The organism is Janibacter melonis, from assembly GCF_020567375.1.
Lineage (GTDB): Bacteria > Actinomycetota > Actinomycetes > Actinomycetales > Dermatophilaceae > Marihabitans > Marihabitans melonis.
The window spans coordinates 1-21,757 of record NZ_JAJBZM010000002.1; the positions used below are offsets into that span (position 1 = coordinate 1).

General features: G+C 72.6%; 18 protein-coding genes. 10 read left to right on the forward strand and 8 right to left on the reverse strand.

Annotation, left to right across the window (positions count from 1 at the left end; translation table 11 throughout):
• Window positions 1-135: 135 nt before the first annotated feature.
• The 3 genes from LIV55_RS06085 to LIV55_RS06095 all read right to left on the reverse strand — a co-directional run bounded on the left by LIV55_RS06085 (window position 136) and on the right by LIV55_RS06095 (window position 2,084).
• A complete protein-coding gene (locus tag LIV55_RS06085; RefSeq protein ID WP_123093177.1) occupies window positions 136-627 on the reverse strand; it encodes a pyridoxamine 5'-phosphate oxidase family protein in 492 nt (163 codons plus the stop codon).
• 105 nt (window positions 628-732) lie between these two features.
• The gene (locus LIV55_RS06090; RefSeq protein WP_229299606.1) at window positions 733-1,434 is read right to left on the reverse strand and encodes a hypothetical protein; all 702 of its coding nucleotides are present in this window, start codon (window positions 1,432-1,434) and stop codon (window positions 733-735) included.
• 65 nt (window positions 1,435-1,499) lie between these two features.
• On the reverse strand, window positions 1,500-2,084 hold the full coding sequence (locus tag LIV55_RS06095) for a TetR/AcrR family transcriptional regulator (protein WP_229299608.1): 585 nt from the start codon (window positions 2,082-2,084) through the stop codon (window positions 1,500-1,502).
• Between the two features lie 83 nt (window positions 2,085-2,167).
• Here LIV55_RS06095 and LIV55_RS06100 point away from each other — a divergent pair, with 83 nt between their 5' ends.
• From LIV55_RS06100 to betT, 3 genes are all read left to right on the forward strand, one after another.
• Window positions 2,168-3,658, forward strand: coding sequence for an aldehyde dehydrogenase family protein (locus LIV55_RS06100; RefSeq protein WP_229299610.1), 1,491 nt, complete (start codon window positions 2,168-2,170; stop codon window positions 3,656-3,658).
• 155 nt (window positions 3,659-3,813) lie between these two features.
• Window positions 3,814-5,565 carry a choline dehydrogenase gene (gene betA / locus LIV55_RS06105; RefSeq protein ID WP_229299612.1) on the forward strand — a complete coding sequence of 584 codons (1,752 nt, stop codon included), beginning with the start codon at window positions 3,814-3,816 and terminating at the stop codon, window positions 5,563-5,565.
• Window positions 5,562-7,574 (forward strand): choline BCCT transporter BetT, encoded by a 2,013-nt coding sequence (betT, locus tag LIV55_RS06110; RefSeq protein ID WP_229299614.1) that lies wholly within the window; start codon window positions 5,562-5,564, stop codon window positions 7,572-7,574. The genes betA and betT overlap by 4 nt, the downstream gene beginning before the upstream one ends.
• Window positions 7,575-7,847: 273 nt before the next feature.
• On the opposite strand, the gene LIV55_RS06115 is transcribed toward betT, so the two are convergent.
• Both LIV55_RS06115 and LIV55_RS06120 read right to left on the reverse strand, forming a co-directional pair.
• The gene (locus LIV55_RS06115; protein ID WP_229299616.1) at window positions 7,848-8,285 is read right to left on the reverse strand and encodes a hypothetical protein; all 438 of its coding nucleotides are present in this window, start codon (window positions 8,283-8,285) and stop codon (window positions 7,848-7,850) included.
• Window positions 8,286-8,317: 32 nt separating this feature from the next.
• Window positions 8,318-8,974, reverse strand: coding sequence for a dienelactone hydrolase family protein (locus LIV55_RS06120; protein ID WP_157089984.1), 657 nt, complete (start codon window positions 8,972-8,974; stop codon window positions 8,318-8,320).
• A gap of 109 nt (window positions 8,975-9,083) precedes the next feature.
• Here LIV55_RS06120 and LIV55_RS06125 point away from each other — a divergent pair, with 109 nt between their 5' ends.
• The 5 genes from LIV55_RS06125 to LIV55_RS17120 all read left to right on the forward strand — a co-directional run bounded on the left by LIV55_RS06125 (window position 9,084) and on the right by LIV55_RS17120 (window position 17,248).
• Entirely contained in the window at window positions 9,084-10,454 is a 1,371-nt protein-coding gene (locus LIV55_RS06125; protein ID WP_229299618.1) for a lysine N(6)-hydroxylase/L-ornithine N(5)-oxygenase family protein, read from the forward strand.
• A complete protein-coding gene (locus LIV55_RS06130; RefSeq protein WP_229299620.1) occupies window positions 10,451-12,844 on the forward strand; it encodes a GNAT family N-acetyltransferase in 2,394 nt (797 codons plus the stop codon). Before LIV55_RS06125 ends, LIV55_RS06130 begins: the two co-directional genes overlap by 4 nt.
• Window positions 12,837-15,356 (forward strand): GNAT family N-acetyltransferase, encoded by a 2,520-nt coding sequence (locus LIV55_RS06135; protein WP_229299622.1) that lies wholly within the window; start codon window positions 12,837-12,839, stop codon window positions 15,354-15,356. Before LIV55_RS06130 ends, LIV55_RS06135 begins: the two co-directional genes overlap by 8 nt.
• Window positions 15,357-15,487: 131 nt before the next feature.
• On the forward strand, window positions 15,488-16,519 hold the full coding sequence (locus LIV55_RS06140; protein WP_229299624.1) for a hypothetical protein: 1,032 nt from the start codon (window positions 15,488-15,490) through the stop codon (window positions 16,517-16,519).
• Between the two features lie 42 nt (window positions 16,520-16,561).
• Entirely contained in the window at window positions 16,562-17,248 is a 687-nt protein-coding gene (locus LIV55_RS17120) for a class F sortase (protein WP_229299626.1), read from the forward strand.
• A gap of 110 nt (window positions 17,249-17,358) precedes the next feature.
• Here the strand turns inward: LIV55_RS17120 and LIV55_RS06150 are convergent, their stop codons facing one another.
• Window positions 17,359-17,829 (reverse strand): SRPBCC family protein, encoded by a 471-nt coding sequence (locus LIV55_RS06150; RefSeq protein ID WP_229299628.1) that lies wholly within the window; start codon window positions 17,827-17,829, stop codon window positions 17,359-17,361.
• Between the two features lie 36 nt (window positions 17,830-17,865).
• Between LIV55_RS06150 and LIV55_RS06155 the strand changes: the two genes are divergently transcribed.
• A complete protein-coding gene (locus LIV55_RS06155; RefSeq protein WP_229299630.1) occupies window positions 17,866-18,405 on the forward strand; it encodes a mycothiol transferase in 540 nt (179 codons plus the stop codon).
• 4 nt (window positions 18,406-18,409) lie between these two features.
• Here the strand turns inward: LIV55_RS06155 and LIV55_RS06160 are convergent, their stop codons facing one another.
• Window positions 18,410-18,787 carry a very short patch repair endonuclease gene (locus tag LIV55_RS06160; RefSeq protein ID WP_229299631.1) on the reverse strand — a complete coding sequence of 126 codons (378 nt, stop codon included), beginning with the start codon at window positions 18,785-18,787 and terminating at the stop codon, window positions 18,410-18,412.
• Window positions 18,788-19,037: 250 nt separating this feature from the next.
• Between LIV55_RS06160 and LIV55_RS06165 the strand changes: the two genes are divergently transcribed.
• A complete protein-coding gene (locus LIV55_RS06165) occupies window positions 19,038-20,516 on the forward strand; it encodes a DNA cytosine methyltransferase (protein ID WP_229299632.1) in 1,479 nt (492 codons plus the stop codon).
• A gap of 6 nt (window positions 20,517-20,522) precedes the next feature.
• Here LIV55_RS06165 and LIV55_RS06170 read toward each other — a convergent pair whose 3' ends face one another.
• Complete coding sequence (locus LIV55_RS06170) at window positions 20,523-21,701, reverse strand: hypothetical protein (protein WP_229299633.1); 1,179 nt, start codon at window positions 21,699-21,701, stop codon at window positions 20,523-20,525.
• Between the last annotated feature and the right edge of the window lie 56 nt (window positions 21,702-21,757).

The following is a 21,757-nucleotide window of genomic DNA, read 5'->3' on the forward strand; positions in this document are numbered from 1 at the left end:
CCCCCGGGCGGCCGGGTGCCCACCCCGGGGCCTCCCCCCCCCGCCCCCCCCTACCACGCGCGGCCCGCCCCCCCCCCCCCGCGCCGGCCGCAGCACGTGCTGCGGCCGGCGCCTCGAGGTGCTGCTGGGTCGTGACTAGAGGCTGATGGTGCCGCTCTGGCCGTCCTGCGGCTCGGGGTCGGCGTCGGTGCCCTGGACCTTGCCCTTGAGCAGCTGGACCGCGATCGCGACCTTGCCCGGCGACTCCCAGTACGAGGCGGTGTCGGCGGTGACCGTGAGCAGCGTGCTGTTCGGGTCCTCGGGGCCACCCTCCATCCACGCGCTGGCGGAGGAGTCCCACAGCCGCTCGAGGAGCGCGCGGTCGTCGTTGCGCGCCCCCGTGCCGGCCAGGCTCACCCAGCCCTTGTCGGAGGAGTAGGCGACGTTGACCTGCGGGTTCGCGGCGATGGCGTGCATCTTGTCGGTGTCGGCCTCGGTGATGAAGTGCACGCGGCCCGGGTCGTCGAGGTCCTGCGTGCCCATGGGCGTCGAGACGAGTCGACCCTGCGCGTCCACGTAGGTGAGGATCGCGATGTGGGTCTCTTTCATGATCTCGGCGACGATCTCGTGGGGGTCCTGCTCAGCCATGTCAGCTCCTGACGGTCGACGGGTGGATTCGTCTCGACGGTAGGCCAGGCGGAGGGGCCGACGGGGTCGGAGCAACCTGGGCTGTCCAGGGTCCGTCCGGACCGCTCAGAGCGAGCGCATGAGCCCCTCGAGCCGCTCGGAGGCCTCGCACCCGCAGCGGGCCGGGCCGGCGAAGGCGACCCGGATGTCGCGGTGGCAGCCGGGCAGCTCCTCGCGCAGGACGATCCCGCCCTCGTCGGCGAGGACCGGGCGCACCCGGGCGGCCGCGTCGAGCGAGGTGACCGACCCGGCGAGGCAGCGCAGCGACTCGCCGTGGCACGCGTCGAGGTGCGCCATCCACTCGTCCTGCCACCCGCCGAGGGGGTCGACGAGGGCGCCGGCGAGGCGGTGCGGCTCGACCGGCACCGGCCCGCCCGCCCCCGCGCCGCTCTCGACGTGCCACTCGAGGGTCACCGAGCGCGGCACGACCCGGGCGACGAGCTCGCCGGGTCGGGCGCCGAGGCGCTCGACGAGGTCGTCGGAGGGGTCGGTCACCGTCTCGAGGACCCCGGAGAGCCGGACCGTGCCGCGCACGCGGTCGGCAAGCGGCACCGAGGTGACGTCGGAGGCGACGGCGTGCACGAGCGGCCCCTTCGCCCCGGGCACGACCCGGTCCGCGCACTCGGGCGCGAGCCGCGCGAAGGGGAAGAGCAGGCCCCCGGTCTGCTCGACGGCGTGGCGCCACAGGCGCACCCGCCGGCCGGCGCAGCCGACCTCGACCGAGGTCGCCGTCGCGAGGACGGTCTTGGCCCGACGTGCTGCATCCATGACGCCACCCTTCGTGAAGTTAGGCGACCCTAACCTAGGGAGGTCGTCGTGCGCACCCCCTCGTCTCAGGACCGGGCGAGCGCCGCCTCGACGAGGACGCGCGCCGTCTCCTCGCCGGCGGCGATGGAGGCGGCGTCCGGCTCACGCAGCATCGACACGATCGTGCCGGCGTAGGCGATGCCGACCTGGCGCACGAGCGCAGCAGCCGCCTCTTGCGTCAGCGGCAGGTCGGCGACCGTCGCGGAGATCCGGTCGTGGAGCATCGCGCGCTCCTCGGCGAGCACCGCCTCGAGCTCGGGGCTCGGGTCGGGCACGGCGGAGGTCGTCGCGGAGAAGGCGCACCACCGCTCGCGCAGGTACTCCTCCTGGTAGGCGCGCAGCGCCGGGAAGACGGCGAGCACCCGCTCGACCGGGTCGTCGGTCGCGTCGATCGCCCGCTGCCACACGCCTGCCCACACGTCGAGCCGTCGGCGCAGCGCCGCCGCGAGGAAGCCGTGCTTGTTGCCGAAGTGGGCGTACAGGCTCGGCGGCGAGGCGCCCGCGGCGCGGCAGATGACGTCGACGGGCGTGTGCACCGAGCCGTCGACGAAGAGGACCTCGTCACCGGCGTCGAGCAGACGCTGGCGGACCGGGGTGCTTTGACGAGCCATGCCCCAAATCTATAACGTGCGTTACTGAAACGTGCGTTATCGGCCGTTCGACTGACCGGCCGCCCCGACCGAGAAGGAGAGCGATGTCGAGCCTCTACGTCGACGGCCAGTGGCAGGCCGCAGCGTCCGGAACCACCCGTGAGATCCGCTGCCCGGCCGATCAGGAGGTCGCCGCGACCGTGAGCGAAGGGGGGCCGCAGGACGCCCGGGCCGCCGTCGCCGCCGCGCGTCGGGCCTTCGACCACGGGCCGTGGCCGACCACCCCCACCCCCGAGCGGGCCGCGGTCCTCACCCGCGTCGCCGACCTCCTCGAGGCCGAGCTCGAGGAGGTCGCCCGCCTCGAGTCGCTCGACACCGGCAAGCGGCTCGTCGAGTCGCGGATCGACATGCAGGACGTCATCGGCGTCTTCCGCCACTTCGCCGCGCTGGTCCAGGGCGAGGCCGGCCGGGTCGTCGACACCGGCATGCCCGACGTCGCGTCGCGCGTCGTCCACGAGCCGGTCGGGGTCTGCGCGCTCGTCACGCCCTGGAACTTCCCCCTCCTGCAGACCTCGTGGAAGGTCGCCCCGGCCCTGGCCGCCGGCAACACCTTCGTCCTCAAGCCCAGCGAGCTCACCCCGCAGAGCGCGATCTGGCTGCTCGGCGCGCTCGAGCGGGCCGGCCTGCCCGCGGGCGTCGCCAACCTGGTCCTCGGCACGGGCGCCGAGGTCGGCTCGGTGCTCAGCGAGCACCCCGACGTCGACCTCGTGTCCTTCACCGGCGGGCTGCAGACCGGCCGCACGATCATGGCCGCCGCCGCCCCCACCGTGAAGCGGGTCGCCCTCGAGCTCGGCGGCAAGAACCCCAACGTCGTCTTCGCCGACGCCGACCTGCCCGCCGCGATCGACAACGCCCTCACCGCCGTCTTCCTCGACTCCGGTCAGGTCTGCTCGGCCGGCACCCGTCTCGTCGTCGAGGAGAGCATCCACGACGAGGTCGTCACCGAGCTCGTCCGGCGGGCGAAGGGGATCCGCCTCGGCGGACCCTTCGACGAGGACGCCGAGACCGGCCCGCTCATCAGCGAGGCGCACCGCGCGAAGGTGCACGCCTACGTCGAGGCCGCCGTCGCCGAGGGGGCACAGCTGCTCACCGGCGGCGAGATCCCCGGTGGTGACCTCGCCGGGGGCTGGTACTACCCGCCGACGATCCTCGACGGCTGCACGCAGGAGATGGGCTGCGTCCACGACGAGTCCTTCGGCCCGGTGCTCACCGTCGAGACCTTCTCCGGCGCCGACCACGACGCCGCCGAGGACGCCGCGGTCGCCATCGCCAACGACACGATCTACGGCCTCGCCGGGGCCGTGTGGACCCAGGACGCCGGCCGTGCCGAGCGGGTGGCCCGCCGGCTGCGCCACGGGACGATCTGGATCAACGACTTCCACCCCTACGTGCCCCAGGCCGAGTGGGGCGGCATGAAGCAGTCCGGTGTCGGGCGCGAGCTCGGCCGCGCCGGTCTGCACGAGTACGTCGAGACCAAGCACGTCTGGCACAACACCCGTCCCGCGAGGGCCGACTGGTTCGCCGACCGCGGCTGACCCCCCTTCGCCCCCCGCCACACACCACCCACCCACCGCACCACCGCACCACCGACGCACGACGCCACCTACCCCGCGACCTACCACGCAGTACTGGTCGTGATCACGACCAGTACTGCGTGGTAGCGGGATCACCTACGGAACGAGAGATACCTATGCGCACCCGGTACGACTACGTCATCGTCGGCGGAGGATCCGCCGGCTCCGCCCTGGCCAACCGGCTCTCCGCCGACGAGAGCACGACCGTGCTCGTCCTCGAGGCCGGCCGCTCCGACGTCCTGGCCGACCCGCTCATCCACATGCCCGCGGCGCTGATGTTCCCCGCCGGCAACCCCCTCTACGACTGGGCCTACGAGTCCGACCCCGAGCCGCACATGGACGGCCGGCGCATCCCCCACGCCCGCGGCAAGGTCCTCGGCGGCAGCTCCTCGATCAACGGCATGATCTTCCAGCGCGGCAACCCCGGCGACTACGACGCGTGGGCCCGCCACGACGGCATGGAGCAGTGGGACTTCGCCCACTGCCTGCCCTACTTCCGCCGGATGGAGACGTGCACCGAGGGCGCCGACGCGTGGCGCGGCTCCGCCGGCCCGCTCAAGCTCGAGCGCGGCCCGGCGTCGAGCCCGCTCTTCCAGGCCTTCTTCGAGGCCACCCGCGAGGCGGGCTACGCGCCGACCGACGACGTCAACGGCTACCGACAGGAGGGCTTCGCCCCCTTCGACCGCAACGTCTACCAGGGCAGCCGGATGTCGGCCTCGCGCGCCTACCTGCGCCCGATCCGCGACCGCAAGAACCTCGACATCTCCACCCTGTCGACCGCCACCGGGCTGCGCTGGGAGGGCACCCGCGTCACCGGTGTCGACTACCGCCGGATGCGCACCCAGCACAGCGTCGACGCCGGCGAGGTCATCCTGTGCGGCGGCGCCTTCGCCTCGCCGCACCTGCTCCAGGTCTCCGGCGTCGGCAACCCCGACGTCCTCTCGGCGGCCGGCGTGCAGACGCGCGTCGCGCTGCCGGGCGTCGGCGAGAACCTCCAGGACCACCTCGAGGTCTACCTCCAGCACACCTCGCTGCAGCCGGTCTCGATCGCGCCGTGGCTCAAGAAGTGGAAGGCGCCCTACATCGGCGCCGAGTGGCTCTTCCGCAACCGCGGGGTCGGGGCGAGCAACCACTTCGAAGGGGGCGGCTTCATCCGCACGAACGACGAGGTCGAGTACCCCAACCTCATGTTCCACTTCCTGCCGATCGCCGTGCGCTACGACGGCACCGCGGCGGAGGGCAAGCACGGCTACCAGGTGCACATCGGACCGATGAACTCCGACGTGCGCGGTCGGCTGCACATCACGAGCGACGACCCGTCGGTGCGCCCGTCGATCCTCTTCAACTACCTCTCGACCGAGCGCGACCGCCGCGAGTGGGTCGAGGTCGTGCGTGCCGCGCGCCACATCCTCTCCCAGCCGGCGTTCTCCCCCTTCGACGGCGGCGAGATCAGCCCCGGCCCCGGCGTGCAGAGCGACGAGGAGATCCTCGACTGGGTCCGCCGCGACGCCGAGACCGCGCTGCACCCGAGCTGCTCGGCGAAGATGGGCGTCGACGAGATGTCCGTCGTCGACCCGACGAGCATGCGCGTCCACGGCACGCAGGGGCTGCGCGTCGTCGACGCCTCGGTCTTCCCCAGCATCACCAACGGCAACATCTACGCGCCCGTGATGATGGTCGCCGAGAAGGCCGCCGACCTCATCGCCGGCAACACCCCGCTGGCCCCCCAGGACGTGCCGGTCTACCGCGCCGGCCAGGGCATGCCGCTCTACCCGCAGGGCGACCCGCGCAACGACGCCTGGGACGCCGCGGCCGAGCAGCCGAGCGCCCTGACCGCCATGGCCCGCGCGACGGAGGAGACCCGATGAGCACGACCACCACGAGCACGCCGCCAGGTCCGAGCACCACCCGCACGAAGTGGCCCGTCGTCCTCGCCGTCGGCGCCGTCACCGCCGTCGTCGCGCTATGGGCGCTCATCGCCCCCGAGCGCTCCGAGGAGGTCCTCGGCTCCGTCGTCGGGTGGACGAGCGAGTGGTTCGGGTGGTTCTACATCCTCCTGGCCACCGTCATCCTCGTCTTCGTCGTCTACGTCGGGCTGCGCTACGGCAAGGTCCGCCTCGGCCGTGACGACGACCGGCCCGAGTTCTCCACCTTCGCCTGGGCCTCGATGCTCTTCGCCGCCGGCATCGGCACCGACGTGATGTTCTTCGCCGTCGCCGAGCCCGCGAGCCAGTACCTCGCCCCGCCGCAGGGCGAGGGCGGCACGCTCGAGGCGGCTCGCGAGTCGACCGTGTGGACGCTCTTCCACTACGGCATCACCGGGTGGGGCATGTACGCCCTCATGGGCATCGCGCTCGGCTTCTTCGCCCACCGCAAGGGCCTGCCGCTCGCGGTGCGCTCCGCCCTCTCGCCGATCCTCGGTCGGCGCACGAAGGGGGCGGCCGGCGCGGCCGTCGACATCGCGACGATGCTCGGCACGATCTTCGGCATCGCGACCTCGCTGGGCATCGGCGTCGTCATGCTCAACGTCGGCCTCGACATCCTCTTCGGCATCCCGCAGGGCGTGCCCGCGCAGATCGGGCTCGTCGTCCTCGCCGTCGGCGTCGCGACGGTCTCGGCGGTCACCGGTGTCGACCGCGGCATCCGCGTGCTCTCGCAGCTCAACGTGCTGCTCGCGCTGCTCCTCGCCGCGTGGGTGCTCGTCACCCGCGACACGGCCTTCCTACTGCGCGCCGCGGTGATGAACGTCGGCGACTTCGTCTCGCTCTTCCCGGGCATGACGATGGACACGATGGCCTTCGACTACGACGCCGAGTGGATGGGCGGCTGGACGCTCTTCTTCTGGGCGTGGTGGATCGCCTGGGCGTCCTTCGTCGGGATGTTCCTCGCCCGGATCAGCAAGGGGCGCACCATCGGCCAGTTCGTCGTCGGCACGCTGACGATCCCCTTCTGCTACATCGTCATGTGGGTCACGGTCTTCGGCAACAGCGCGGTGCAGAAGATCATGGAGGGCGACACCGGCTTCGGCGAGGCAGCGGTCAACACGCCCGAGGCCGGCTTCTTCGCCCTGCTCCAGGACACCCCGGGCGCGCTCGTCCTCGTCGCGCTCGCGACCTTCGTCGGGCTGCTCTTCTACGTCACCTCGGCCGACTCCGGCGCGCTCGTCATGGCCAACCTCTCGGCCGAGCTCGAGGACCCCGACACCGACGCCGCCCCGTGGCTGCGCATTCTCTGGGCGGTCGCGACGGCGGTGCTCACCATCGCGATGCTCGTCGTCGGCGGGATCCCGGCGCTGCAGAACGCGACGATCATCATGGGGCTGCCCTTCGCCGTCGTCATGGTCCTCGTCATGTGGGGCCTGCACCGGGCGCTCGAGGAGGAGCGGGTCATGACGGACGCGATCCGCACCTCGCTCGCGAGCTCGTTGGCCGGGCGCTCGCGCGGTGCCGGGTCCTGGCGTCGTCGTCTGTCCGAGGGCTTCGGCCGGGTCTCCCCCGAGCAGGCCGCACGGCGGCTCGACCGCGTCGTGCTCCCCGCGCTGCAGGACGTGCGTGAGGGTCTGGCCGGCGAGGGCCTCGACGCCGTCGTCGAGGAGTCCGAGGGCGAGGGCCGGCTCGTGCGCTGCGCCGCGCTCGTCGTGCCCGGCGAGGTCACCGACTTCCGCTACGCCGTCGAGGTCCGCCGCTCTCCGGCGCCGAGCTACGGCGCGGGCGTGCGCGAGGCCGACGACATGACGACGGTCCTCGAGGTCGTCCTGCCGACCGGCGGTCGCTACAGCCTCATGGACCGAAGCCAGGACGAGATCTGCCACGACGTCCTCGACCACTACGAGCGCTGGGCGACGAGCTCCGCGACGACGGCCGAGATCGTCGGCTGACCGAGCCGCACCACGGCGAAGGGGGCGGGTCCAGCACGACGGGACCCGCCCCCTTCGCCATGGGCTAGGACCAGCCACCCCCCGTACAAAACCCTGCTGGCTGGGTCTTGATGAGCCAGCAGGGTCTCGACAGGGTCCTGGCACGTCGAGAGGCTGCTGGCAGGGTTTTGTAGCCGGGGGCGGGCAGGACGACGAAGGGGGCGGGCCCAGCACGGCGGGGCCCGCCCCCTTCGTCATGCGCCCGGGACCCGGTACTTCTAGGACCCCGTGCGCCTAGGACCAGCGCGCCACCATGACGTCGTAGGGGCCGGCGGGGGTCGTCTCGCTCGCCGCCGAGGCGGGCACGACGTTGCGCATCGTCATCGCCGTCGAGCCCTCGCCGAGGTCGAGCTCGACCTGCCAGCCCCACTCCTGCTCGTACGTCGCCTCGAGGCGCAGGTGCCTGCCCTCGCGGCGACCGGTGAGCGTCATCAGGCCCGGGTGCTGGTGCCACGTGTCGTACCAGGCGGCCTCGACCGCGCCCTCCTCCGCGCGTCCGACGAGCAGGCTTCCGTGCTGGTCGCCGTCGGCTGGGTGGGTCCAGCGGTAGCCGAGGACGACCGCGCCGTCGGGCAGCGTCGTCAGGGTCGCGCTCGACGCCGCCTCGGCGAGGGGGTCGTCGGGCATGAGGCGGAAGGAGCAGCTGCCGGTGAGCGTCACGACGTCGGCCATGAGGCCAGTGTGCTCCGCCGCGGAGGTCGGCGTCAGGCGCCGGGGACGAGACCGGCGACGGCCTCGCCCGCCCGACGGTGCCAGCGCCACGGCCGGTCGAGCATCGCGTGGTTTCCCCCAGGCACGCCCTCGAAGGTCGCGTCGACGCCGGCGCGCACGGCCCGCTCGACGTAGGCCCGCGAGCGCACCGGGCTGCACACGGTGTCGGCCTCGCCGTGGATGACGCGCACGTGCGCGTCGGAGCGGACGAGGTGGTCGACCCCTTCGCCCTCGTCGACCCACGGGGCGAGGGCGACGGCCCCGGCGACACCGGGCTCGTCGGCGATGCGCAGGGCCGCCCACCCGCCGCTGGAGTGCCCGAGGAGCACGACCGGCAGCCCGTGGGTCTCGCTCAGCCCGCGCACGAGGGCGCGCGCCTGGACGAGCCCGCTGCCGGACGAGGCGATCCACCCGCCGTGGGTGTTGTGCACGAGGTAGGGGGCGACCCGGCCGCGGGAGGCGCGCATGACGGCCATCCCGAAGGGGAGCATCCGCAGGTAGGAGATGTCGCGGAAGCGGTCCGGCTGGGTCTTGACCGAGCGCCCGCCGTGGAGCAGCAGCGCGATCGCGCTCGTGCGCCGGGTGACGCGCAGGCTCCCGGTCCGGATGTCGGCGAGCAGCCGGTCGACGTCGTGGTGAGGAGGGGTCACGAGACCACCTTCGCACCGCCCACCGACGGTCCACCCCTCGCTGTCGAGGTGCGTCAACTCCCTAAGGGACTTAGGTTTGGCTTACCTAACCAAACGTAGGAGGACTGACGTGCGCGACCGCACCGACTCTCGCACCCCGGAGCGGGTCGACCTGCTCGGGGTGGGGCTCGGCCCCTTCAACCTCGGGCTGGCGGCCCTCACCGAGCCGCTCGGCGCCGCGAGCACGGCCTTCGTCGAGGCCGACGCCGACTTCCGCTGGCACCCGGGGATGCTCATCGAGGGCTCGACGATCCAGCTGCCCTTCATGGCCGATCTCGTGACGCTCGCCGACCCGACCTCGCCGTACTCCTTCCTCGCCTACCTCAAGGCGTGCGGGCGGCTCTACTCCTTCTACATCCGCGAGGACCTCAACCCCCTTCGCGCCGAGTACGAGCGCTACTGCCGCTGGGTGAGCGACCAGCTGCAGACCCTCCACTACGGCGAGCTCGTCGTCGCCGTCGAGCGCGACGCCGAGGGCTTCGTCGTGACGAGCGAGCGCGACGACGGAGCCCCCGTCGAGCGGCTCACCCGGCACCTCGCGCTGGGCATCGGCACCGAGCCGAGCTATCCCGCCGCCGCGGCCGGCATCACCGGCACCGTCGTGCACAGCGGGCACTACCTCCAGCGCCGCGACGACCTCGCCGCGCTCGACCACGTCACCGTCGTCGGCTCCGGCCAGTCCGCCGCCGAGATCTACCACGACCTCCTCCAGCGGGCCGAGGGCACGGGCCGGCACGTCGCCTGGGTGACGCGCAGCCCCCGCTTCTTCCCCATGGAGTACACGAAGCTCACGCTCGAGATGACCTCGCCGGACTACGCGCGCTACCACCGCGAGCTGCCCGAGCCGGTCCGCGCCGGGCTGGCCCGCAGCCAGCGCCATCTCTACAAGGGGATCAGCAGCGCGCTCGTCGACGCCATCTACGACACCCTCTACCGGATCGAGGTCGAGCAGGGCGGCGTCGCGACGACGCTCGCCACCTCGAGCGAGCTGCGCGGCGGGCGCGACGAGGACGGGCGTACCGTGCTCGACCTGCACCACCTCGAGCAGGACCGCGGCTACACGCTGACGACCGACGCCGTCGTCCTCTCCACCGGGTACACCCCGCGGGTCCCCGCGATGCTCGACCCCGTGCTCGGGCACCTGCGCCGCGACGAGCGCGGCCGTCTCGTCACCGACGCCGCCTTCCGCGTCGACCTCGCCGAGCCCGACGCGCCCCACGGCCGCGTCTACATGCAGAACGGCGACGAGCACGTCCACTCGCTCATCGCCCCCGACCTCGGCATGGGCGCGTGGCGCAACTCCGTCATCCTCGCCGACCTGCTCGGCGAGGAGATCTACCCCGTCGAGCGCCGGATCGCCTTCCAGGACTTCGGCGTCCCCGCCGGGGCGGGCGCCCCCGCTCCCGCCCGCCCGGCCCGCCACCTCGAGGTGACCCGATGACCGCCACCCTCGAGACCACGACGACGAAGGGGGCGACGGTCACCCCTTCGCCCCGCCTGCGCCTGCCCTCGCCGATCGGCGAGATCACCATCCGCCCGCTCGACCTCGGGCTCGACGCCGACCGGCTGCACGCCTGGGTGACGACGCCACGGGCGCGCTACTGGCAGATGGAGGGCTGGAGCGCCGAGCAGGTGCGCGAGGCCTACGCGCAGATCGACGCCCGCGACGACCACGACGCATGGGTCGGCGAGGTCGACGGCCGCCCGACCTTCCTCGTCGAGACCTACGACCCGGCGGGCAGCGAGCTCGCCGACCTGCCCGAGATCGCCCGGGGCGATCTCGGCATGCACGTCCTCGTCGCGCCTGCCGAGCACCCCGTGCCCGGCACGACGACCGAGGTGATGCGCGCGGTGATGGAGCTGTGCGTCGGGCCGCTCGGCGCGCTGCGCGTCGTCGTCGAGCCGGACGTGCGCAACGACGCGATCCACGCGAAGAACGCCCTCGCCGGCATCCGCGTGCAGCGGGCGGTCCCACTCGCGGGCAAGACGGCGCTGCTCGGGGTCGTCACCGCGCACGAGTACCGCACGAGCGAGCTCGGGCGACGCACGCTGCTGGCCCACCTGCGGCCGGACGTCGCGGAGCGGGCCCACCGCCACGTCGCCGCGAAGGCGCTGGGCGAGCTGACGCACGAGCACCTCATCACCCCAGAGGTGGTCGAGGAGGTCGGTGGTCTCGAGGCTCGGGCGCAGGGCGCCCGTCGCACCTCGACCAGCGACCAGCGCTACGTCGTCACGACGCCGAGCGGGGCGCGGTGGAGCTTCGCCGCGACGCGGCACGCGCTCGAGCACTGGCGGGTCGACCCGGCCTCGGTCGAGCACGACTCCGGCCCGGTCGACGCGCAGCTGCTCCTCAGCCAGCTCGCCCCCGTCCTCGGCATCCCCGAGCACCTGCGCTCGGTCTACCTCGAGGAGATCGCCTCGACGATCGCCTCCTTGTGCCACAAGTGGACCCACCAGCGCCGCACGAGCGCCGAGCTCGTCGACGCCGACTTCCAGGACGTCGAGCAGGCGATGAGCGAGGGGCACCCGGCCTTCGTCGCGAACAACGGGCGGATCGGCTTCGGCGTGCTCGACCACGCCCGCTACGCCCCCGAGTCCGGTGCCCCGGTGCGCCTGGAGTGGCTCGCGGCCCGCCGCTCGCTGACCCACCTCGCGCTCGGCGGCGACCTCACCGAGGAGCGGCTCTACCGCGAGGAGCTGGGCGAAGGGGTGATCGAAGGCTTCCGCGTGCACCTCACGGCGCTCGGGGAGGACCCCGACGACTACGTCTGGCTGCCGGTGCACCCGTGGCAGATGGAGCACAAGATCGCGGTGACCTTCGCGCCCGACCTCGCCCGGCGCGACCTCGTGCACCTCGGGGCCGGCGAGCAGCACTACCGGGCGCAGCAGTCGATCCGCACCTTCTACCCGCTGGAGCGGGAGAGCCGGTACGTGAAGACCGCCTGCGCGATCCAGAACATGGGTTTCCTGCGGGGGCTCTCGCCGGCGTACATGCGGGTCACCCCGGCGATCAACGCGTGGGTCCTCGACACCCTCGACGGCGACCCGGTGCTCGCGTCGTGCGGCTTCACCGTGCTGCCCGAGGTCGCCTCGATCGGCTACACCGGCGACGCCTACCACCAGCTCGGCACCCGCACCGCGCACACGAAGATGGTGGCCGCGCTGTGGCGCGACCACCCGGCTCCCCTGCTCGCCCCCGGCGAGCGGCTGGCGACCCTCGCCGGGACGCTGCACCGCGACCGCGAGGGGGTGTCGCTGCTCGGGGCGTGGATCCGCGCGAGCACGGTCGACCCGGAGCAGTGGGTGCGTGCGCTGCTGCGCGCGTACGTGCGCCCGGTCGTGCACTGCCTGCGGGTGCACCGCATGGCCTTCATGCCGCACAGCGAGAACCTCGTGCTCGTCCTCGGGCCGGACCACGTGCCGGCGCGCGCGATCATGAAGGACATCGGCGAAGAGGTCGCCTACCTCGGCTCGGGGCCGCTGCCCGAGGAGGTCGAGCGGGTGCGGATGGCCGACGACGTCGAGCTCACGGCGCAGTCCTTCTTCACCGACGTCATGGACGGCGTGCTGCGCTACGTCGCCGAGATCCTCGCCGACGACGGGCTGCTCGACGGCGACGACTTCTGGGCGCTCGTGCGCGAGTGCGTCGCCGAGACGGTGCGCGACGGCGGCCCGGTGGCCGCCGACCTCGCGCTGGACCGGGCGACCGTCGCCCACTCGTGCCTCAACCGGCTCCAGCTGCGCAACACCCTGCAGATGGTCGACCTCGCCGACCAGGCCTCGTCGCTCACCTACGTCGGCGAGCTCGTCAACCCGATCGCCGATGCCTGAGGTCACGCCGGCGCTCGTCGCCTCGGGCCCCCGGTGGCGGGTCGAGCACGACGAGCACGGCATCGCCCGGTGCGTCGGGAGAGGGCTCGACGACCTCGCGTACGCCCAGGGCTGGGCGTGCGCGCACGACCGGGCCTGGCAGGTCGAGACCGACCGGCGCCGCAGCGTCGGCGGGCTCGCCGACTGGCTGGGCGACGAGTCGAGCCGACCCGTCGACGAGCTCGCCTCCCGGGCACGGCTCGACGCGCTCGCGCTGCGCTGCTGGGCGCGGCTGCTCGAGGAGGAGCCCGAGGTCGCGGCCTGGTTGCAGGCCTACGTCGACGGCGTCAACGACGGCATGCAGATCGGTGCGGCCCGCTCCCCCGAGATGGCCGCCGCCCGGGTGCAGCCCGGGCGGTGGGCGCCGTGGTCGCCGATCGGGGTCCTCCTCGTCAACCACGTCCTCTTCGGCAGCTACCCCCACGAGCTGTGGCGCGAGCACGTCGAGGGCGTGCTCGGCGAGCGGTGGGCCGACGTCCTCGCGCCGACCCACGGTCACCCGGCCCTGTCGGGCAGCAACGCGTGGGCGGTGACGCCGTCGCGCAGCGCGACCGGTGCCCCGCTGCTCGCGGCCGACCCGCACCGGCTGCTCGAGTGCCCGGGCATCTACCAGCAGGTGCATCTCGTCGCCGAGGACGACGGGGTCGACGTGCTCGGCCTCGCCTTCCCCGGCGTGCCCGGCGTGCCCCACTTCGGGCACACGGGCGACGTCGCGTGGGTCATCACCAACGCGATGGCGCACTACCAGGAGCTCGTCGACGACGGGCCCCAGGTGGACGAGGCCACGGACGGGCCGGTCGTGCTCGACCCCGTGGCCGGGCGGCCCGCACGTCGGCTCCGGACTCCCGCGTGGGTGGGTTCGCGGGTCGGCGTGCGGGCCTGGCGCGACCTGCTGGTCGCCCACGACGTCGAGGACGTCGACGCCGCGCTCGAGCACTGGGTCGAGCCGGTCAACGCCGTGCTCGTCGCCGACAGCACGGGGCGGGTGCTCGAGCGGGTCGCCGGGCTGACCGCCGCGGGGCCGACGACGCGGACCACCCGCGTCGTGCCCGACGGGTCGGTCGCCGTGCACGCGAACCACGCGAGCGCGCTCACCGCCCCGTGGGGCCGGGCCTTCGCGCCCGACCACCGGGCGCGACGGGTCGAGAGCCTCCTCGAGCCGCACGACCAGGTCACCCTCGACGACTGCGCACAGATCCAGCGGGACGCGGTGAGCGGGTCGTGGCCCGTCCTGCGCGGGCTGCTCGCCCGCCCGGTCGTCGGGCGTGGCCTCGACCCGGCCGCGGCGCAGGTCCGGGAGGAGCTGCTCGGCTTCGACGGCGCGATGGTCGCGGCGAGCGAAGGGGCGGCGCTCGCCGCCCGCTTCCGCCTCCACCTCGCGCAGGCCGTCCTCGACGACCCGGCGCTGCTCCCCCTTCGCCCCGGGACGGGTCTGCCCGATCTCTACGCGCCGTGGACCGACCCGCTCGCCCGGGTGACGACGAGCCTGGAGCGCGTCGTCGAGCGCGGCGAGGGGCTGGGCCTCGCGCTCGAGCCGGCGACCCGGGCGGCCCTGCACGCGGTGGCCGCGGAGGGTCGGCCGGCGACGTGGGGCGAGCTGCACCGGGTGCTCCCGCTCGTGCCGCCGGGCTCCACGACCCCGCAGCTGCGGACCCCGGTGAGCGGGGCCGACGACGCGGTGTGCGCGACGAGCACCCACACCGGCACCGGGCACGACGTCGTCCGCGGACCCGCCGCCCGGGTGCTGTGGGACCTCGGCGACCGCTCGCGCAGCCGGTGGGTCGTCCCCTTCGGCGCCGACGGGGTGCTCGACGCCCCTCATGCCCTCGACCAGGCCCCGCTGTGGGCCGCCGGCACCACCCTCCCCGTCCCGACAGGAGACCCGATGACCGTGACCATCCCGCTGCCCGGGGGCGCCGCTGCGAGCGCCCGTCTGCTCGACCCGCGTGGTGACGCCGCGCTCGTGCACCGGTGGGTGACGCAGCCGCGGGGGCGCTTCTGGGGCATGGGCGACCAGAGCGTCGAGGAGGTCGCGCAGACCTACGAGTACGTCGCGTCGCTGCCCGCGCACGACGCGTACCTCGTGCACGTCGACGACCGGCCGTGCGCGCTCGTGCAGCTCTACGACCCGGCGCAGGACCCCCTCGGCGAGGTCGTCGAGGTGCGCGAAGGGGACCTCGGCCTCCACCTCTTCGTCGGGCCGGGGGCGGTCGGCGTCGCGGGGCTGGACCGGACCGAGACGGCGATGATCGCCGCGATGCGGCTCGCCTTCGGGCGTGACGGGGTGCGGCGGGTGGTCGCCGAGCCCGACGAGCGGAACGTCGCGATGATGCGCCGGCTGGCGCAGGCCGGGGCAGACATCGGCGAGCGGATCCGCGTGCACGACAAGGACGCTCGCTACGTCGTGCTCGACCGCGAAGCCTTCGAGCGGGCGGAGGCGCGGGTCCTGGCGGCGTCGGTGGCGCGGGTCTGAGGGCGACCGCCCGGCGCAGGACCATGCCGGACGACCCGTGTCGTGAGGCGGCGGGGCGGTGACCTGGGCATACTGCTGCCATCTCGCACCGGCGACGCCACGTCCGGTGCCTGCAGGGGAGGTACCACCCGATGCGCGCTGCCCACCGCACCGCTCTCGCCGTCGCCGCTGTCTCGCTCGGGCTCGCCACGCCCGTGCTCGCGAGCCCGGCCCTCGCCGCGGCCGGAGGTGCGCTGTGCGAGCCCGGCACGACCGTGACGATCACCAGCGCCGCCGACGCCGCGACGACCGATGCCGTGCGCGACGCCCTCGTCGCCCGGGGGCTGGCCCCGGCGGCGTCCGGGGGCGCGCTCACCGCGACCCTCGCGCCGGCCGACACGCTCGTCGCCGGGGGGTCGCCGTCGGTCATGGCGCTTGCGCTCCACGCCGGCGAGCTCGACCCGGCCGCGGCCGTCGAGGGCTCGGACTGGGCGCCCATCGGTCTGACCGGTGGAGGCGCGGCGACCGAGTCGCTGCTCACGCAGGCATGCGGTGCGCCCGAGGTGCCCGCGGTCGAGGCGCAGGCGCCGGCTCAGGCGCCGGCGCCGGCTGCTGACGCGGCGCCGGCTGCTGACGCGGCTCCGGCTGCTGACGCGGCTCCGGCCGCCGCACCCGTGGCCGCTCCCGCCGAGGCCCCGGTGGCCGCGCAGCAGCAGGCGCCCGCCGCAGCACCGCAGGTGGCAGCCCCGAAGGCTGCCGCTCCCCAGGCCGCGCCGAAGTCCGTGCCTCGGGCCGCGACGAAGGCTGCGGCACCGAAGGCCGCCGCACCCAAGGCGGTCCCCGCGGCCAAGGCTGCGCCCGCGAAGCCCGTCGCTGCAGCACCGAAGGTCGCCGTGCCGGCGGTCGGTCCGAACGACAAGGACTGCCGCGACTTCGGCTCGCAGGCCGAGGCGCAGGCGTACTACGTCAGCAAGGGTGGCCCGACCGCCGACCCGGACGGTCTGGACGCGGACCGCGACGCGGTCGCGTGCGAGACGTGGGACTACGGTTCGTCCGACCGCAACGGAGCGATGCTCATCGACAGCGGCTTCGGCGACCAGGCCGACCTCCTCGGTCTGCTCGGCGGCAGTCTCCTCGTCGCCGCCGGTGTCGGCTGCGCCCTGCGGATCCGCCGCGTCGCCTGACCCGCCGCTGATCCCCCTTCGACCGCTCGTGACGGCACCCGCGTGAGCCCGGACGCGAAGCGGGCCACCCTGCTCACCCTCGCCGTCGCGCTCGTGAGCGTCGGCGGGCTCGTCATCTGGATGTCCCTGCGCACCGAGCCGCCGGTGGCCGCGCTGAGGCCGAGCGAGACGTACGTCGTCGCCGAGCCGACGCCCGACCCGGTGACCGCGGCGCCGGTCGAGCCGATCCCGGACGACTCGTCCTCGAGCGCGCCGGCAGACCCGGTCGGGCAGATGGACCCCGACGACATGGGGCCGGACCGGCTCTACGTGCCGGCTCTGCGGATCTACGCGAGCCTGGCGCCGGTGCGCTTCAGCGGAGGTCGGCTCACGGTGCCGGACCAGCCGTGGCGGGTGGGCATCGACACCGAGTCGGCGGGCCTGACCGCCGGTGAGGGCACGACGCTGCTCGCCGGTCACGTCGACCTCGGCGGCACCCCCGGGGCGCTGTCGCCGCTGGCGCAGATGCCGGTCGGCGCGCGCGTCTACGTCACCGACGAGCAGGGCCGGCGCAGCGACTTCGTCGTGTCCTCGCTGCAGCAGTACTCGAAGGTCGCCCTCCCCCGCGAGATCTTCGCGACCGACGGCACCCGCCAGCTCGCGCTCGTCACGTGCGGCGGCCCGGTGATCTCCGACGGCATGGAGCGCCACTACCGCGACAACGTCGTCGTCACCGCCCTCCCCGTCTGACTGCTTCTGGTGGCTGAGGTGCGAGGACGCTCAGCGCCCGAGCTTGTTGCTGGTCGAGGTGCGAGGGCCGCCAGGCCCGAGCCTCGAGACCACCACCACCCGCCGAGCGGTCACCCCTTCGCCCGCTCCTCCGCGAGCGCCTTCAGCTGCACGAGCCCGCGCTCGAAGTCGCCGCCGAGCTTGTCGTCGAGACGCAGGACCTTCGCGAAGACCTGGCCCGCGACGCTCCGAGTGCCGCGCATCGTCCACGTCACGTCGGTGCCGCCCTGGGCGGACGGGACGAGCGCGAAGGTCACCTGGTTCGTCGCCTTGAAGGGCTTGAGGAAGGCGAGGTCGACGTCGACCTGCTGCGGGGTCGAGCTCGTGACGGTCATCGAGCCCTGACCGGCCTTGGCGTTGCCGCGCCACTCGTAGCGCGCGCCGGTCCCGCGCTCGGCACGGGAGTACGTGCGCTGCAGATCGGGGTCGCTGCCCTCCCAGGGCGACCACGCGACCCACTCGTGGAAGTCGTCGACGCACGCGCGGACGACCTCCGGGTCCGCGGCGACGTGGGTGGAGCGCGAGATGACGAAGTCGGCCATGGGCCGATCGTAGGACCGCGGTGGCACGCTGGTCAGATGACTGAGCAGACCCGCCCGACCCCCGCCCTCGACGTCATCCGCGAGGCCTTCGAGCGTGTGCGCGACGGCTTGCCCGACCAGGTCCGCGGTCGCTCGGCCGACGACCTGCTGTGGCGCCCCGCGCCCGACGCGAACCCCGTCGCGTGGCTCGTCTGGCACCTCGCGCGGGTCCAGGACGACCACCTCGCGGGGGTGGCGAAGGGGGTGGGTCACCCCGTCGAGGAGGCGTGGTCGCAGTGGGAAGAGCGCTTCGGGCTGCCGTACGACTCCGACTCGATCGGGTACGGGCAGAGCAGCGACGAGGTCGGCGAGTTCTCGGTGGGTGACGCCGAGCTGCTGCTCGGCTACCTCGCGGCCGTGCACGAGCGGACCGAGGAGGTGCTGGGGTCGATGAGCGACGAGGACCTCACGACGGTGGTCGCCACCTTCGACGGCGAGGACGTCACCGCGCAGGCCCGGCTCGTCTCCGTCATCGGGGACATCACGCAGCACCAGGGGCAGATCGGGTACGTGCTGGGGCTGATCGAGCAGCGGTGACGGATCAATTCTCGGTCTCGTCGAGCAGACGCTCCACCTCGTCGGCCGCCGCGGCGGGGTCGACGTGCTCCCAGATGCGCAGGACGCGCCACCCGGCGGCCTCGAGCAGGCCGTCGGTGTCGCGGTCGCGGCCGTAGTTCGCGGCGAGCTTCTGCTCCCACCAGGCCGAGTTCGCCGCCGGCCTGGTCCCGTGCTCCGGGCACCCGTGCCAGAAGCAGCCGTCGACGAAGACAGCCAGCCGCTGCCGAGGGAAGGCGATGTCGATCGTCCGCCGGTTGTTGCCGGGCACCTTGACGACAAGTCGGAACCGTCGACCGCGGGCGTGCAGCTCGCGGCGAAGAGCCACCTCAGGAGCGGTGTCGCGTCTCCTCGCGACGGACATGCGGGCCGAGAGCGAAGGGGATGAAGCCCCGGGATGACGGGGGACGTTGAAGGTCGCCACGGTCCGTCCCCCTTCGTTGTCGGTGCTCGATGGTGAGATCTCGGCTCACGATCAATCACACCATCTGCAGGGTCGAGCGGGGGTGCCGACCTGCGGAGGTAGCGTGCTGCAACAATCGTTCGACCTCGACCTGAGGACACCCCGAAGGAGCTCCCAAATAGCTGACGCTTCAGCTGCTAAGCTCGTACACGTGAACGAGCTCACCAGCGTCAACCGGCACGACCGACCGAGCGACCTCGCGTCCCCGGGCGCTGCTCCGGCCTTCCGCTACGTAGACCTGTTCGCCGGGATCGGGGGCTTCCACGCGATGCTCGACCACGCCGGTGGCGAGTGTGTCTACGTCTCCGAGATCGACCGCGAGGCACGCATCACGTACGCCCGCAACTGGATCGACCCGCTCCCCGAGCACCGCCGCCCCATGGTCAACACGGACATCACGCTGGACACCCCGGAGGACGAAGAGGTCGGGGTCCCCGAGCACGACCTGCTCGCCGCCGGGTTCCCATGCCAGCCCTTCTCCAAGTCCGGGTACCAGCGCGGGATGGACGAGGCCCGTGGCACGCTCTTCTGGAACATCGCCCGGATTCTGCAGGACCGGACGCCCGCCGTGGTGCTGCTGGAGAACGTCCGGAACATCGCCGGGCCGCGCCACCGGCACGAGTGGGAGACGATCATCCGCACGCTGCGTGAGATCGGGTACCGCGTCTCCGAGACGCCGACCGTCTTCTCCCCCCACTTCCTGCCGCCGAAGATGGGTGGCACGCCGCAGGTGCGCGACCGGGTCTTCATCCTGGGCACCTTCATCGGACCTGAGCGCGTGCGCAAGGAGCTGGAGGCAGGCTTGCAGCCTGCTCCGACGGTGGTTCGCGCCCCAGTCGACGGCTGGAAGGCCACGGACTGGCGCACGGAGTGGGTCCTCGACGCAGACGAGTCGATCAAGGACATCCAGCGTTACCGGCTGAGCGCGGACGAGGTCGCCTGGGTCGACGCCTGGGACGACCTCGTGCAGCGCATCTGGTCCAGGACTGGCACGCGGCTCCCTGGCTTCCCGCTGTGGGCCGATCACTTCGTGCCGGAGCGCACGCTTGATCCCCTCGAGCTCGAGGCCCTCCCGCGGTGGAAGAGCCAGATCCTCATCAAGAACGCTCGCTTCTACGACGACAACAGGACGGTCGTCGACGAGTGGCGCAAGGCCCACCCCGGTTTCAAGGCCTTCCCGGCTTCCCGTCGCAAGCTTGAGTGGCAGGCGCAGGACACCGCCAGCCTGTGGGACACGGTGATGCACTTCCGCCCGTCCGGCATCAGGGCGAAGGCCGCGACCTACCTTCCCGCCCTGGTCGCCATCACGCAGACCTCGATCTACGGACCTCGGCGTCGGCGCCTCACCCCGCACGAAGCCGCTCGTCTGCAGGGCTTCCCCCGCTCCTTCACCTTCGGCGACCAACGGGACTCGGCCTCGTACAAGCAGGTCGGCAATGGCGTTGCCGTCGGCGCGGCCTGGCACGTGCTCCGCTCTCACGTCGAACGCGACGCAGCCGACCTCCCGGCTGAGCTCGTGAGGTCTGTCCTCCACGCGGAAGACAACCCCGCCAGGGACGCCGTCTCCAGTAACGGCCGGCAGGCCGCCGACGTCGCCACCTCGGAGCCGGTGCGGCCGGTCGCAGTCTGAGCGCGGTCAGGACCGCGAGGGCGCAGGCTGGTCGACCGTGTGGGAGTAGATCAAGAAGTTGTCGACGTTCCTCTTCTTGATCATCACCTTCAGCGCCCGCGCCGCTCCGTCAGGTTGCTGACCCTGGGCAAATTCGCCAAGTACGACACCGGCGTTCGCGTCGTTGACCTCGAGGACTGACATCCGGGTGAACCGCACGGACTCCTTGAAGCGGCGGGCGTAGGAGAGGGGGTTGTAGCCCTTCCGAGCAAGATGTCCCGCCGATCGCCTCCACTCGTTCCAGGCGATCGTGGCCACGTCACCGTTGTCGCGCGCGTGGACGGTTTCGTGCTCGTAGACCACGTACCAGAACCGCCCGAACTCCGCCAGGCACCGGGCGAAGTCCTCAGCGTCGTTTCCTGGCGATTCCTGCTTGACGACATCTGACGCCTTGAGATCTCCGTAGTAGGCCACGGTGGCGCCCGACTTGAAGGCAAGGTCGTAGTCGTAGCGTCCATTGGCCTTGACCTTCTGGAACTCGACGAGGCCTTGGACGCCCTCCGTCCTGACGAAGCGGTCGAACTCGTACTCGAGGAAGAACCCAGGCCACTCCCCCTGGAATCGGTCGGGCCAGCGCACCTCATGCATCGCGTTCACGGCAGTCAACGCGTCGATACGCCCCATGGAGAAGAGGTGCGAGCTAAAGGCGCGGAACACATCCAGCCTCGGCTGGTGAGAGTCGTACCCCTCGATCAGGTAGCGCTGCAGCGAGTCGGCCCTGACGCTGGTCACCACGTTGCCGCTTCGGTCGACCCGCCTGAACCGGCCATTCACCTGCGCCTGGTGCAGATCATTGGTAGCGACGTGGGCCGCAGAGTTGTTCGCCTTCTGCCGCGCGTATCTCGCGGGATCGAAGTCGACGAAGATCGTCACGCCGCAGTAATGGTAGATGCCGACGAATCGCGTCTGGAGATCACTCGCGGACGCCTGGCGCTCGACTTCCAACCAGGTGCGGGGGATCTGGATGCGCTTCTTGAAGCCAGGCCAAGGCCTGCCCAGATGAGTCACCTGCTTCTTGAGGATGACCTGATCGCGAAACCGCACGACCCGGACCCCGGCCACCACGTCCGTCACCGCGCCGGGCAACGCCTCGAGGAGTAGACGACTCTTGGTCTCCTCGCTCAGACGTGGGTCGACATCGAGCAACAGCTCCCCATCGGGTCCGATCTGGTCAACGACCTCTCGTGCCAAAACCTGCTCCC

Coding starts and splice junctions, on each gene's coding strand:
- LIV55_RS06085 (WP_123093177.1), bottom strand. CDS start 627: ATGGCTGAGCAGGACCCCCACGAGATCGTCGCCGAGATCATGAAAGAG.
- LIV55_RS06090 (WP_229299606.1), bottom strand. CDS start 1,434: ATGGATGCAGCACGTCGGGCCAAGACCGTCCTCGCGACGGCGACCTCG.
- LIV55_RS06095 (WP_229299608.1), bottom strand. CDS start 2,084: ATGGCTCGTCAAAGCACCCCGGTCCGCCAGCGTCTGCTCGACGCCGGT.
- LIV55_RS06100 (WP_229299610.1), top strand. CDS start 2,168: ATGTCGAGCCTCTACGTCGACGGCCAGTGGCAGGCCGCAGCGTCCGGA.
- betA (WP_229299612.1), top strand. CDS start 3,814: ATGCGCACCCGGTACGACTACGTCATCGTCGGCGGAGGATCCGCCGGC.
- betT (WP_229299614.1), top strand. CDS start 5,562: ATGAGCACGACCACCACGAGCACGCCGCCAGGTCCGAGCACCACCCGC.
- LIV55_RS06115 (WP_229299616.1), bottom strand. CDS start 8,285: ATGGCCGACGTCGTGACGCTCACCGGCAGCTGCTCCTTCCGCCTCATG.
- LIV55_RS06130 (WP_229299620.1), top strand. CDS start 10,451: ATGACCGCCACCCTCGAGACCACGACGACGAAGGGGGCGACGGTCACC.
- LIV55_RS06135 (WP_229299622.1), top strand. CDS start 12,837: ATGCCTGAGGTCACGCCGGCGCTCGTCGCCTCGGGCCCCCGGTGGCGG.
- LIV55_RS06140 (WP_229299624.1), top strand. CDS start 15,488: ATGCGCGCTGCCCACCGCACCGCTCTCGCCGTCGCCGCTGTCTCGCTC.
- LIV55_RS06150 (WP_229299628.1), bottom strand. CDS start 17,829: ATGGCCGACTTCGTCATCTCGCGCTCCACCCACGTCGCCGCGGACCCG.
- LIV55_RS06155 (WP_229299630.1), top strand. CDS start 17,866: ATGACTGAGCAGACCCGCCCGACCCCCGCCCTCGACGTCATCCGCGAG.
- LIV55_RS06160 (WP_229299631.1), bottom strand. CDS start 18,787: ATGTCCGTCGCGAGGAGACGCGACACCGCTCCTGAGGTGGCTCTTCGC.